This window comes from Lampropedia puyangensis, assembly GCF_004833285.1.
Classification (GTDB): domain Bacteria; phylum Pseudomonadota; class Gammaproteobacteria; order Burkholderiales; family Burkholderiaceae_C; genus Lampropedia; species Lampropedia puyangensis.
In genome coordinates, this window is sequence record NZ_STFG01000021.1 from 1 (window position 1) to 12,924 (window position 12,924).

Consider the following 12,924-nt stretch of genomic DNA (forward strand, 5'->3'; position numbering starts at 1 on the left):
CCAGCAGGGTCTGTGGCCGCAGCGTAAAACGCTTTGCCTATGTTATTAGACTGGGTGGGCTGAATGCCGATGGTGGTGCTGAACTGGGAGGCATCGGCCACAAAGAACAGACAAGCTCCATTGCCACCATTCGACGCCGCTTGTGGGATGAACAAACCATAGGCGTCATCAGTGGTGGCCGGGATGGGTGATGTAATAGTCGCCCTTGTATATAGGGCGTAGTCCGACGGAACGGATGACATTCGCCCCCAATACTGTCCCTCGATTGTCGACAACACACCCTGAAATGTGCTTGCGTACAGTGATTGCGGGTTCAGATTCGCGGTTATGTTACCAGTGGTGGGGGTAGCCGTGATTGTGCCCCACGAACTAGGTTTGATGCTGTTAATGGCTGTGGTAAATCTCTCTAGATGCGCGGGACACTGCCCTACAGTGGAGCCATCCACAAAGCTGACTACCATCAAATCGGGGCGCGTCATTAGTGCTGCTTGAACTTCATCCCAGCGATCTGGATTAGTGTTGCTGCAAACGGTGGTCAGCACTAGCAATTTGGCACTGGCAATGTCGCTGGCCAGTGAAGTTGTGCTAGAAAGCCCGCCTGTGCGATTGACAAACGTGCCTGTCGGGGCAACTGAGCTGAAGGCGTCACGAGCGTTTGTAACATAACCGTTCCAACCCAAGTTTGAAGTTTCATTCGAGCTAACAAACAGCACGTTATTTTGAGCTGTTGCACTTAGGGGCATGACTAATGTGACCAGCCCCAACAATCCAGCGCTGCATATGCCGAGCAATTTTCTAGATGTTTTGAGGGCGCTTTTATTTACAAAGGTATATTGGAAGCTCTTATTGAGGTAAGAAAAAATACGCATAGCGATGAGGAAAATTATTTTGTTGTGGGGTAAGGGGGGTGAGGTCGTCGGGAAAAGCAGCTAGTGCAGAAGTTACAAAACTCAGATGTGTGGCTGCCACTCTCATCACAGGCCGCCGAGCATGAAAACAGTAACATATCGTTATTTTTTTCTTGCATGATTCTAATAATGTGAATTATCTATGATTGATTTTTAAAAAATGTATTCAAAATTGCAAACAATTAAAACCATTAGATGAGACATGTTGCTTTGTAGATCTGGGCCAAGCGTTGTTGCACTAAAGGGACTTTCCAAAAGTGCAAGCGTTAATGGGTATATTTTGTGATTGACGTCAGAGGACGTTATTCACTGCGTGAGATCTTGTCAAAAGCGGTTTCGGTTCGCAGCCGCTTGTTTTGCTCTGCATCGCCGGTTATGGAGCAAGTTATAAGTTTGGAAGCTGGGTAGGCCGCCCAGAAGTCTCACTTTTACTCAAATTAGTCGAGGCGAAGGACTCAACGCATGGTGTCTAATCTTTCAGTCAAGCGGGCCGGCTTTCAGCCAGCCGTTTACCTTCAACGTTAGGAGTCAGGAAAGTGACATTGGCACTGGAAATTCGAAGATCGGCTCGTTTAATTATCATCGACAGTAATAACAATCTACTTTTGTTCAAGTATCACGATGAACACCGCGATCCATTCTGGGCTACTGTCGGAGGAGAACTAAAGCCCGGGGAGAGCTATCTGGATGCAGCCCGACGCGAGCTTTTGGAAGAAACTGGGAGTGACGCAAAAATAGGCTCATTCGTGCGGGAAAGAGAAGAAATATATGCGGTTGCTAGATCCACGCCTGCACGTTGGCTTGAGAAGTACTTTCTTGTCCGCTGCAAGTCATATCTACCCATAAATCAAGATGGATGGACTGATGAAGAGAGGGACACAATTCGAGATTGGAAATGGTGGAGCCTAGAAGACATGAAGATCCAAGATGGTGCAGTATTTAAGCCAGATTGGCTCCCTGAAGCTCTTGAGTCAGTTATATATGGAAATACTGGTGCCTAAAAAATCCATAAGAAACTCCCCGTCAAGTATTGGCGAATGAAGTCCTTGCCTTTGTGTTGAGAATGGACCTTAAACATCACTTATTAATCGATTTCGGCCTCACGGGCTTTACATGCCCAGCCTTCTTGAGCCCCTTTTGTAGCACTGCCATCGCTTGCCAAAGTGAATCTGCATACGCGGCATCCAACTGATTTCCTTCTTTTAAATGCGCAATGGTCTGCTGCAGCGCCTCATGCAGCGACTGCACGCTGTAGTTGCGCCTCCAGTTGGCATTGTCTTGCTGACGCTTCTCAAAATACGCCTTAGCCTGCGCCCTCTCCTCTGGTGTCAAAAGTTCAAGCTCCTCCTCAGAAAGCGCTGTCGCGTACTTGGCGCACGAGGTGATTACCTTGCTGGTAGAGCGTTTGAGTTCGGGCTGGTACTCACTGCGAATGAACTGAATTTTGCGCCCCTGTTCACGAATTTGCATGGCGTTCCTGTTGTGATGTTACGGATTAATATATATCCGTCTAATCGGATAATAAACTATCGAATGGACGGATGAAAATCTATCTTTCAAAATTAAATTGCATTTCTCAATCATATTTTTATGAATTAGTCAATACGAAACCTGCAAACACGTAACGACAGGTTTCGCATTGAGGCCAGCGGTCGGATTTCCGACACTGCAAGCACTACTGATGACGCACTGGTGTGTGTCTTTTACCCGGCCATCGGCAGGTGGTGTGCATGCAGTTGATTTTGGGATTCTTGGATTGAACTGACGTTGCAACTTGCCGTTGGCTGGGTGTTTCTTTCACCCATGCCCGGAGAGTTTTATGGCGCAACGCCTATCGCTGCATACGGCCACGATGATGTGCTTGGCTGGACTGCTGACAGCCTGCACTGGCCCACGAGTGGATCTGTACCCGATGGATGCTCGCGCCAAAGCCGAGATCGTTGGTGCATACCCTTCGCCTGGCGTTGCCCCTGCCGCTCCTGCCACTGTTGTGGCACCACCAGTCCAAGCTACAGCACAAACCGTCCCAGAAGTTCGTGTGAACCGCTACACCACCGTTGCAGCTCAGCCTACGGTTAATGAGGTGCTGCCTTTGCAAGCTGTTGTACGCCTGAATTACCCCAGGAAGGTGCAAACGATTGAACAGGCCTTGAGCTATACCTTGATGCGCTCGGGCTACCACCTGAGTCCATCAGGCAGTCTGGATGAAATGCGATTTCGGCAGTTGCCATTGCCTGAGTCGCAGCGGATTTTAGGCCCATACACCGTAGAGCGCGTATTGCAAACACTCATTGGCTCTGAATGGGTGCTGACGGTGAATCACCCTGCCCGCTTGGTGAGTTTTGCTAAGGGGCCATCAGGCCAAGGCGCTCCAGAGCCTTTGATTCCTGCCAGTTCAAGCCACTTTGTCACAGGACAAGGCCAGCTTGTCAGTCCTGTAGCGGCGGGGAGATAAGCCATGCATACAGACGATCAACAACGCCAGGATCAGGAGCGAGATCGCCGCGCTCAAGAGCAACGCGAGCAGCAGGAGCTGCGGCGCAAAGAGGCGCGTGAAAAGGAGGAGGCGCGTCTACAGCAGGAGCTCGAAGAAGAGGAGCGTCTTGAGCGCGAAGCAGCGCGCAAACCTAAAGAAGCGAAGCCCGGCAAAGAGTCGAAGGCCGTCAAAGCGCCCTCGCCTGCCATGGCTCCACGCGCAGAGCCTGTACTAAACAATCCATCTCTTGCGGCCAATCCAGCGCCTGTAACAGGCCAGAAGCCGGTTGAGGCCGTTGATGAATCAAAAAGCACGACAGCGACTGCCTCTGCTTTGGCTGATGCAGTGGATTCAGTGGATTCAGTGGATTCAGTGGATTCACTCGACGCTCAAGACGCTGTAGCACCCGTTGAAAAAACCAAGCGCAATGGTTCCAAACGTCTGTCTTTGAAGCTGTGGTTGTTGCTGTGCGCTGCCGTAATGGCCGCATGCCTATTTTTCATCCGTGGTGAGCGTCTCCAGTGGCTCTCTGGCTCAATCCACAAAGTGCAGGAGTCGCTGCCCACTGTGTTTGAAGAGGCCTTAGACCGCCTGCCCGGATTGGGCTCAGGTGATGTGGTGCCCGTTGCTGCAGAAACAACGCCCCTCCCAACGGATTCTGGCCCCGCAACTGCCATCTCAGACGTACTGAGTCTTGGGGAAACAGTGGTTGAACCAGAACAGGTAAAACCAGAGCCCACGCCAGAGTCTGTGCCTGAGCTCGTGTCCCTGCCCCTGCCCGCTATTGAAGCCAATCCGCTATCCGCACAAGTAGAGACACTGCAACAGCAATTAGAGGCGGTGCAAGACAAGTTGAGATTGCAACAGCAATGGAATGCCCAGCTCGAACAAGGCCTGCAAAACGCAGGGTTGCTCCAGCCAGGCGATGCGATGCATCCAGAACGATTCATCCGACCCACGATCACACAAGCCGCTGCTGTGCCGACAGCCCATGCAGCGGCTGCGCAGAATGCGACACCACGGCAGGAAGTACAGGACAAACCGCGCTCGAAGGCGCAACGGTCTGTGTCTGTGCGAAGCTCCTCCCTCTCAAAGCCTACCGCTGGAGCCGCACCCAAACACAAAGCCCCTCAGAAAGACCCTGAGCCTCAAGTGCAGTTGCTCTCGGTGGATATGTGGGACGGACGCCCATCCGTTGTCCTGAGCACTACGGATGCCTCTTTGGGCACACGGGTCATGTCGCCAGGCGATGTGAGCAATGGCATTGCCCTGACCCATGCCAATCCGCGCACCCAACAAGCGACGTTTCTCGTGGGCGGCAAGCCGTTGACGCTCAATAAGGGGCAATGAGATGAAACGCTCCCCCATCAAACCCTCTACCCAAGTCGCTATCTGGATGGTGCTGTGGACGACTACAGCCGCCTGGATGCCTGCATACGCGCAGACCGTGGGCAATACACAAATTGGCCAGACACAAGCTGCAGCCACTGCGCAAGCGGCCCATGCACTCAATGAATCCGACAAACTCCAGGCTCAGATTTGGGGATTGTCTGAGACAGAAATGCAGCGCGCCAAAACACTGATGCAAGGCCCACGCGCCTCATTCAGTGTGGAGAACATCAGCCCCTTAGAGGTGCTGGGTATCCATGCCCGCAATGCCAAAGAGCGCCAAGAATACGCCGAGAAGTTTGCCAAAGCATTGCGTGAAGATGTGGAGCGCACATTGGCGTTTGAGCGTGAGTTCCAGTCTGCGATGCAACGTCTGTACCCGAACTCACCCGTTGTGGATTACAGCGGTATGGAGCCCGTGGAAGTGCCGACAGCCGCCGCTGATATGGTCAATGTGCCACGCGCACTGGTGCGCGATCCTGCAGACAGAACACTCCAGCACCGCATTCAATCGTCCCAGGCCACGCTGGGGGTGCGCAGCCGCGCCATTGATGCCTTGCAAAACCCAGAGAAGCAGTGAGTGTGAGCATGCTGCGCCGTCATTTCCTCCTGACCTCACTGAGCCTGCCGGTGTGCAGTGCTGGGGTCGCGGCTGACCTGGGGACAAGTGCGGACAGCAAAATGATTTTGCCGCAAGGCAGTTTCAAGCGCATTGAACCCCAAGGGGCTGGCCGCGCAGCAACAAGCAGAACGACTTCGGCTATTGCCCCTCCATGGGGCTATGTCACCGTGGCAGCAGAGTACGCCATTCCCGCTTGGGCTATGTATGGCGTGGCCTTGCAAGAGTCTCAGATGAAGTTTGGTGAACGCGTCTTGCCGTTCCCCTGGACGCTGTGCGTGCGTGGACGCGCTGAACGCTACAGCAGCTACCGGGACACCTTGGCTGCATTGACCAGGCATGTCAAAGCAGGCATTACCAATGTGGATTGCGGCTCTATGCAAGTCAATTGGCACTGGCACAAAGACAAGTTCGACCAGGACAAAGCCGCAGCCCTGAACTATTGGACGAATTTGCGCGTGGGAGCCTCCATTCTGGCAAGTTTGAACGCACAGCATCGCAACTGGCATACCGCATTCAAGCTCTACCACACCGGCTCCGAGACGGCAGCAAACCGCAGCCGTGGCAACCGCTATGCGGGCGCTGTGATTGCACGCTTGCAGCGCCTGGGGGTGGATACCCATGCAGTGTTGGGGGTTCGCGCATGAAATGCCTCCCTTCCATCGCCGTGTTCGCCTTCGCATGGAGTGCAGCCGCAGCGCATGCGCAATTGGTCACACTGCATGATGCTGGCACGGGAGTTCCGTTAGAGCCCTACACCCATCAAATGCTCTCTGGTGATGACCAGTCAGGTCAACACCGTGGTTGGCGTTATCCGCTGCAGTCACCGCTTCAAGCGGGAGTGCTTGAGCTCGATGGCATTGCCTTGTATCAGCCGAAATGGTTGACGCGCAATATCGCTGTCGTCGGGACAGATACGCAAAGCATGCAATGGCTGGCATTCAACCATGCACGCCTCAAGCAGGTTGATGCATTCATCGCCGTGGTGCGCTCTGACAGTGCCAAGGCATTGGAGCCAGTCAAGCAGGTCGCGCAAGGTTTGTCTGTCGCAGAAGTGGCCGATCCCTTGTTTTCTGAGCAGCTTCAGGGCGCCGGTGTTGGCGTGTATCCCGTGCTGATCCACAACAATGGCCATGTCTACCAGCGTTTAGGAGGGCTGCCATGAAGTCCTCAACTGGCTTAGAAGCACTGCTACGCCACTCCTGTGGAGTGGTATTCGAGTTTCGTGCTGTGGATGGTGGCACTCATTGGCGTGGTGGCCCCTTGGGCCATCATGATGCCTTGGCACATGGGATTGGTGATGTCGGCCATCGCAGGGTATGCAGGTTGGGTGCGGTTTAAGCAAGGCATGGAGATCGTGCGTTACCACCACCATCTCAAATACTACCCCGTCACACGTATTGCGCCCCATAAGATTCCCGTTGGCCCCGGTGAATATTACTTGGGCGAAGGCTTTGGCTGGACGCAGCAGCACACGCAACGCAAGCACGAGACCCAACGGCCAGAGGCCAAACCCTTCATTACGCCCAGCCCGTTTGAATTGGCTCTGCGCAACTGGGGTGCCAAAACCATTGAACACAACGGATGGTTCAAACCTATTGCCGAGGTTGACCATTGGCTCAATCCATTCAAGCCCTCTATCCTGACTTGGGCGGCTCGCCCATCCTGCATGGTGTCGGCTCCATGGATGAAAAGCCGGTCAAGATGCGCCAGGCCAGCCGCAGCGGCCACATGGTGGTGATGGGCACCACACGGGTGGGCAAGACACGCCTGTTGGAGCTGCTGTGCACGCAAGACATTCATTCAGGGCATGTGGTCATCATCATTGATCCGAAAGGCGATGCCGAGCTGATGCTGCGGGTGCAGGCCGAAGCGCGTCGCGCAGGCAGGCAAGACCAGCTCTACCTGTTTCACTTGGGCTATCCAGAAATCAGTGCCCGCTACAACGGCATTGGCAGTTTCAGCCGCATTACCGAAGTCGCAGGGCGCACCACCAATGCCCTGCCGTCAAGCGGCAACAGTGCCGCCTTCAAAGAGTTCTCCTGGCGGTTCACCAACATCGTGGCACAGGCCCAGGTGGCTTTGGGGCGCATTCCCACTTACGACACCTTGCTGCGCGATGTGACAGGGATTGAACCATTGTTTCTGGAATACGCGACCTGGTATTACGTGGATCAGGCCTTGAATCACCAGCGGTTCATGGACTTCAAAAGCCAGATCGAACGCATTGATGCAGGCGTCAAAGCCAAGAAAGTGCCCGTGGACAAATCCATGCAATCACGCTCACCGGAGGTGATTGCCATGGCGATCTGGATTCGTGAATCCAAGGCCACGGACAACGTGCTGCTGGGGTTGCTCGGCGCTGTGAGCTATGACCGCAGCTTTTACGAAAAGATCATTGCCTCCCTTGGCCCGTTCCTGGAAAAACTCACCTCTGGCAAAGTGGGCAAGCTCATCAGTCCTGACTACTTCGACCCCGATGATGAGCGCCCCATCTTCGACTGGATGAGTGTGATGCGCCAGGGCGGCATCGTCTATGCCGGGCTGGATGCACTGTCGGACTCGGTCGTGTCCTCTGCAGTGGGCAACAGCATGCTCTCTGACCTGGTGAGTGTGGGCGGCAAGCTCTACAAAACCGGGCTCGACCCGCACCACCCAGAGGGCAAGATCACTCTGCCCACTGTGTGCTGCCACTTCGATGAGGTCAACGAAATTGCAGGCCCAGAGTTTGTACCGATGGTCAACAAGCTCGGTGGCTCAGGGTTTCGGATCACGGCCTATACGCAGTCCTTCTTTGATATTGAGTCCAAGGTAGGCGACAAGGCCAAAGCGGGCCAGATATTTGACAACTTCAACCACGTCGTCATGTTGCGTGTGCGCTCGGTGGCCACAGCCAACCTGATTGCAGAGCAGATGCCCGAGGTCGATGTCGTGCATTTGATGCCTATGTCAGGCGTGACGGACACGGCAGCCCAAGGCACAGGAGTGGACTTCACCAGTCGCAATGACGACATTTTACAAACCACCAAGACGCCCATGATTCGGGCTGCAGATATTTTGGAGCTGCCACAGGGCCAGGCCTTTGCCCTGCTCGAAGGCAATCGCCGCTTCAAGATTCGCATCCCGCTTGCAGACACCAAGGGTGACTTGTTTGTGCCCGAGTCACTCAAAAAAGTGGCGCAAGACATGAAGTGCCGCTACCGCAGCACAGAAAACTGGGCCGCAGAAACCGACTGGCTTGCCCTGCAGCCAATAGGGCCAGACATGATTGATGACCGCTTGGCCGAAGAAGCCGAGGAAGAGGCAGTACAACAAAAGTCGGCTACTGATACAGCACAAACGATGGCTATCGGGAGGGTCGTCTGATGGCAACCTCCAAAGAAGTCAGAGGCGATAGCCGTGGCCCGATCACGATCTGCCTTGAAGCAGCATTTGCGCTGGTGATGTTGTCGCTGTTTTCTGTGTTTGTGGGCGTGCTCATTGAGATTGCGGGCAGCTACACGTTCTGGAAGAAAGAAGGCATTGCCCATGCACAGCGCATCGTCCAGCAAGACCTGCGCTACATCCAGCAAGCACCCCGCAGCATCTTTGTCTCAGACACCCAGGCCTTCGCCACACAGGTCTTGCGTTGGGTGCGTTGGCCCTATGAGACCTTCGGGGTAATCCGCTGGTACCAGTCAGCCCACTCGTCTGTTTCAGTGCATACCAACACCCCAAATGGGAAAAAAGGACAACAGGCCGGTCAAACCGTCAAAGATGGAGTGCAAAGGGCATCAGGCAAGACCAGTCGTCTGATCTCGAGCATTGCCGTCACGTCGATGTTTGTGGCGCAAGACGTGGCCTTGCGCCTGGCCATCGCTTTGTTTGCCCTGCCCGCGTTTGCGCTGGCTTGCCTAGTGGGCATCGTCGATGGCATGGTCAAGCGCGATCTGCGCCGCTGGGGCGGTGGACGCGAGTCCTCCTACATCTACCACCACGCCAAACGCTACACGAAATGGGCTTTGACGGCAGGTTTTGCGCTGTATCTGTCATGGCCATTTGGCGGCATCAATCCCACCTACATGGTGCTGATCTTTACCGTTTTGGTGGCGTTCACGCTCTCCGTCACGGTCGCAACGTTCAAGAAATACGTCTGAAAAGGAGCCCTATTTTATGCACCCCCTGCCTCTATTCGTCCGTGTTCCCACACGCTCTATGCTGAGTGCCATTGCACTTGGCTGCGCTCTGGCCACAAGCCCATCGGCTTGGGCCACTGGCAGCGACATCGAGCGTGAACGCCTGGCCGTGATTGAAAACGAGCTCGTGCGCCTCAAGAGCCTGGTCGCGCAAGCCCATGCCTCAGCGCCTACGGGCCAGCGTGTGCGGTTCCATTACGACTGGTTGTTGGCTGATTTGGAGCTGATCCAAAAAGGCATCAACGACCACATGGACGCGCCGCGTCAACCACGGCCAGTGCCAGCGCTACGCGGCGACTACCGCCAATAAGCACCTATGCAGCACGACGCGCAATCGTTCAGTAACGCCTCCGGCATCCAGGCTGACGTACTGGCGTTGACCTTGCAAACCATTGGCGCGGGCGTGGCAATTTTGGTGTTCGCCTGGATTGTGTTGCACATCCTCAGCGCCTACCAGGAGGAGCGGATCAAGAGCGCTGAGGCCTTTTGGAATGCCATCAAAGCGACTCTCGTTTTGATGTTTGTTTTGCTTGTGATTTTTACCTGAAACCTTGGAGAGTTTTTATGCAATCAGTATCTCGCCTGGCCCGTGCGGCCTTGGGTCAATTGTCGACTAAATCGGCATTTGCATTACCGGCTTTTGTGGCCTTATTGCTGGTCGGCCTGCCTGCCGAGGCAGCGCTGCCGACCATTGCCGCGCCTGACGGCATTGATGGAGCTTCTTGCGGCGCGGGCGACTGGTTGTGCGCCATGGGGGGCTACTTCAAACAAGGCATCACGATTTTGGGACTGATCTTTGCCGCTTTGGCCTTTCTGATTGTGGTCGCCGGAGGTCTGAGCAAGTGGAAGGACTACTCCAAAGGCCGCCTTGATATGTCCGAGCTCAAGGAATACATGATCGTTGCTGCGATTTTTGCGATCTTCATTGTGGTGATGGTGACGTATGCCTTTGAGGTGTTCACCTCCTGATTGGCATAGCCCTTTACCCGCATCCACACCAGGAGAGAGACCGTGCAAGACAGAGCGCCACTAACGGATCTGATCAATGCAGAGCCTGCCATTTTTCAAGGGATGACAGTCACTGAAGCCAAGGTGATTGGCGCAGTCTCGATGGTGCTGTTTCTCACGCTTGGCACGGTGCTGTTTGCCATGACCGGATTCTGGCAATTCATTGTGGTATGCGGCATTTTTGGGCCTTTGGTGCTGATGTGGTTTGCCAGTGCGCAGTTGGCCATGGTCAAGCGCGGCAGGCCCGATGGCTATTACTCGCAAGCCATTCATTTGTGGCTCACCGAGAAAGGCCTGGGCCGCAGCCACTTCATCCGCCACAACGGTTATTGGGCCTTGGGGCGCACCTTGGATTTTTCGTTATCGGCCCCTTACGAGTTTCCCAGTGCTGAGAGTTTCAAACAACCGCTGACGGATAACTCCGTGACTTCCACCCCAAAGAGTGACCAAGAAGAACATGAAAACCATTGACGCATTAGAAAACGCACGCAGAGAGAATGCGTTGCTTGTCAAAATTTTGGGCGCTACGATTTTGATGGGCGCTTTGGGTATGTATTTGCTCTCGGGCACGCCCAAAAACATCAGCGTGCACCTAGCGCCCGACATGCGCGCCGGTGAGACCATTGATATCCGTGACGGCCTCTCGCCCGTACCAACGACCAACGTCTACGGTTTTGCCTACTACATCTGGCAGCAAGTCAACCGCTGGCAAGAGGATGGCAACAAAGACTATGGCCAGCAGATTTTTGCACTGCAAGCGTACCTGACACCACGCTGCAGAGCGCAACTGTTGGCGGATATGGAAAACCGCAGCAAAAAGGGGGAGCTGCGACAACGCACCCGCCTGATTACAGAAATCCCCGGCTTTGGCTATGCCGCCAACCGCGTTCTGCCCGAAGGCAACAGCGCCTGGCAGGTGCTGCTGGACATGCAGCTCATCGAGGAGTATCGCGGCCACAGCCTCAAAGACGTGTTCATCCGCTACCCGATTCGGGTGGTGCGCTATGACGTGGATCGTGAACGCAATCCGTGGGCGTTGGCCTTGGACTGTTTTGGCGCCTCAGCACCTACGCGCATCAGTGCAGCGGACGTGCAAGCCGGAGGCAAAAACACCCAAGACGTGGTCACGCCCATGAGCTTGCCACGAGCGACAAACCAAAGTGTTGACCCTATGCAGGACTTGGGTGCAACCACCGATAACCCTGCTTCAACGGCTTCAAAGGAGTAAGCGTGATGCCATCCAACTTTCCACTGCGTAGCCTCGCTTGTGCTGCACTGATCACCTTGGGTGTGCTGAGCATGTTGAGTATGCACAGACCACTCTGTGCGCAAACGATTGATGACATCCCTGCCCCACTGGTCGATATTACGCCTGGTGCCAGTGATGCACGCAACGACATGAAGCCACGAGACACTGCTGGAGATCCTACAGGCGCTCCAGACTTAGGGGAGTCACCAGATTTGAGTCCTCCTCCTGTCTCTGCCAGAGCAGCCTCCCCCTCTTCGCGTAAAGCCACTGATGAGACCGTAGAGTCGCCTGAACTGGGCACGGCAGCGCGAGCAGTGCGCGCCGCAAAACGTGCCGATGACAGCGAAGGCAAGAAACCTTTGCGCGAAGGCACAGAACGCGTGGTATTCAACCGGCGCCCTGTGGGCGTGGCTTTGCCTGTGGGCCAAGAGCGTTTGATTACGATGCCTGGCCCATCGGTACTGCATGTGCCCACGGACATTGAGGTGGCTGTGCGGCTGGAATCCATTGGCCGCACGGTCTATGCCACCGCGCTGCGCCCATTTGAGACGATCCGCATCATTGCCGAGCTGGTGGACACGGGTGAGCAGATCCCGCTGGATTTGGTGGCCAATGAAGGCACGGTGACTGCGTCTGCCGAGATGGAAGTGTTTCTCTCCTCCTCAGTCTCTGCCGACCGCAAGAAAGAGCCTGCGTTATCGACCGACGACCAGGAGCAAGAGCAGCAGCAAGCCGCGGACATGGTGGAGCTCACTCGTCATGCAGCACGGGCACTCTATGCGCCGCGTCGCCTGGCCTACAAGCCCAGCAACATCAGCCAAGTAGGCGTGGATACCCAACCTGTGGACGGATTGATCGCTGGGGCACTGGTGGAGACCACCCCTGTGGGGCAATGGCGTTCGGGCAATTTGTATGTCACGGCTGTGGTGGTGCGCAACCGCTCCAAATTTGCCCTAGAGGTGCCTTTGGAGGATGTGCGTGGGCAGTGGCTTTCTGCCACGGCCCAGCATGGGCGTATTGGCCCTGCAGGCTCAGAAACAGACACCACGGCAATCTACCTGGTCTGCCAACGTGCCTTTGAGTCCTGCCGATAAAGGGGA

Annotated in this window: 17 protein-coding genes; 15 read left to right on the plus strand and 2 right to left on the minus strand. The window is 55.1% G+C overall.

The window, feature by feature from the left end; translation table 11 throughout:
- Window positions 1-869 (minus strand): hypothetical protein (locus E9531_RS14365; RefSeq protein ID WP_136574465.1); only part of this gene is annotated, 869 nt, incomplete at its 3' end.
- 575 nt (window positions 870-1,444) lie between these two features.
- Between E9531_RS14365 and E9531_RS14370 the strand changes: the two genes are divergently transcribed.
- Window positions 1,445-1,909, plus strand: a complete 465-nt coding sequence (locus tag E9531_RS14370; protein ID WP_244610131.1) for an NUDIX hydrolase — start codon at window positions 1,445-1,447, stop codon at window positions 1,907-1,909.
- A 76-nt stretch (window positions 1,910-1,985) separates the two neighbouring features.
- Here E9531_RS14370 and E9531_RS14375 read toward each other — a convergent pair whose 3' ends face one another.
- Window positions 1,986-2,378 (minus strand): hypothetical protein, encoded by a 393-nt coding sequence (locus E9531_RS14375; RefSeq protein ID WP_136574466.1) that lies wholly within the window; start codon window positions 2,376-2,378, stop codon window positions 1,986-1,988.
- 349 nt (window positions 2,379-2,727) lie between these two features.
- Between E9531_RS14375 and pilL2 the strand changes: the two genes are divergently transcribed.
- Genes pilL2 through E9531_RS14440 form a run of 14 tightly spaced genes read left to right on the plus strand, consistent with a single transcriptional unit; the run spans window position 2,728 to window position 12,918 of the window.
- Entirely contained in the window at window positions 2,728-3,363 is a 636-nt protein-coding gene (gene pilL2 / locus E9531_RS14380; protein WP_136574467.1) for a PFGI-1 class ICE element type IV pilus protein PilL2, read from the plus strand.
- 3 nt (window positions 3,364-3,366) lie between these two features.
- Window positions 3,367-4,734 carry a hypothetical protein gene (locus E9531_RS14385; RefSeq protein ID WP_136574468.1) on the plus strand — a complete coding sequence of 456 codons (1,368 nt, stop codon included), beginning with the start codon at window positions 3,367-3,369 and terminating at the stop codon, window positions 4,732-4,734.
- Between the two features lies 1 nt (window position 4,735).
- The gene (locus E9531_RS14390; RefSeq protein WP_136574469.1) at window positions 4,736-5,353 is read left to right on the plus strand and encodes an integrating conjugative element protein; all 618 of its coding nucleotides are present in this window, start codon (window positions 4,736-4,738) and stop codon (window positions 5,351-5,353) included.
- Between the two features lie 8 nt (window positions 5,354-5,361).
- Window positions 5,362-6,039, plus strand: coding sequence for a lysozyme family protein (locus tag E9531_RS14395; protein ID WP_136574470.1), 678 nt, complete (start codon window positions 5,362-5,364; stop codon window positions 6,037-6,039).
- A complete protein-coding gene (locus tag E9531_RS14400; RefSeq protein WP_136574471.1) occupies window positions 6,036-6,557 on the plus strand; it encodes a DUF2859 domain-containing protein in 522 nt (173 codons plus the stop codon). Before E9531_RS14395 ends, E9531_RS14400 begins: the two co-directional genes overlap by 4 nt.
- Window positions 6,558-6,596: 39 nt before the next feature.
- Window positions 6,597-7,133, plus strand: coding sequence for a P-loop NTPase family protein (locus tag E9531_RS17840; protein ID WP_244610132.1), 537 nt, complete (start codon window positions 6,597-6,599; stop codon window positions 7,131-7,133).
- Window positions 7,076-8,758, plus strand: a complete 1,683-nt coding sequence (gene traD, locus E9531_RS14405) for a type IV conjugative transfer system coupling protein TraD (protein ID WP_244610133.1) — start codon at window positions 7,076-7,078, stop codon at window positions 8,756-8,758. Before E9531_RS17840 ends, traD begins: the two co-directional genes overlap by 58 nt.
- The gene (locus E9531_RS14410; protein WP_136574472.1) at window positions 8,758-9,528 is read left to right on the plus strand and encodes a TIGR03747 family integrating conjugative element membrane protein; all 771 of its coding nucleotides are present in this window, start codon (window positions 8,758-8,760) and stop codon (window positions 9,526-9,528) included. Before traD ends, E9531_RS14410 begins: the two co-directional genes overlap by 1 nt.
- 16 nt (window positions 9,529-9,544) lie before the next feature.
- Window positions 9,545-9,877, plus strand: a complete 333-nt coding sequence (locus tag E9531_RS14415; protein WP_136574473.1) for an integrative conjugative element protein, RAQPRD family — start codon at window positions 9,545-9,547, stop codon at window positions 9,875-9,877.
- Window positions 9,878-9,883: 6 nt separating this feature from the next.
- Complete coding sequence (locus E9531_RS14420) at window positions 9,884-10,114, plus strand: DUF3262 family protein (protein WP_136574474.1); 231 nt, start codon at window positions 9,884-9,886, stop codon at window positions 10,112-10,114.
- 17 nt (window positions 10,115-10,131) lie between these two features.
- Window positions 10,132-10,536 (plus strand): DUF2976 domain-containing protein, encoded by a 405-nt coding sequence (locus E9531_RS14425; RefSeq protein WP_136574475.1) that lies wholly within the window; start codon window positions 10,132-10,134, stop codon window positions 10,534-10,536.
- A gap of 42 nt (window positions 10,537-10,578) precedes the next feature.
- Complete coding sequence (locus tag E9531_RS14430) at window positions 10,579-11,046, plus strand: TIGR03750 family conjugal transfer protein (RefSeq protein ID WP_136574476.1); 468 nt, start codon at window positions 10,579-10,581, stop codon at window positions 11,044-11,046.
- On the plus strand, window positions 11,033-11,803 hold the full coding sequence (locus E9531_RS14435) for a PFL_4703 family integrating conjugative element protein (RefSeq protein WP_136574477.1): 771 nt from the start codon (window positions 11,033-11,035) through the stop codon (window positions 11,801-11,803). The genes E9531_RS14430 and E9531_RS14435 overlap by 14 nt, the downstream gene beginning before the upstream one ends.
- A 5-nt stretch (window positions 11,804-11,808) precedes the next feature.
- Window positions 11,809-12,918 (plus strand): TIGR03749 family integrating conjugative element protein, encoded by a 1,110-nt coding sequence (locus E9531_RS14440; protein WP_244610134.1) that lies wholly within the window; start codon window positions 11,809-11,811, stop codon window positions 12,916-12,918.
- The last annotated feature ends 6 nt before the right edge of the window (window positions 12,919-12,924 follow it).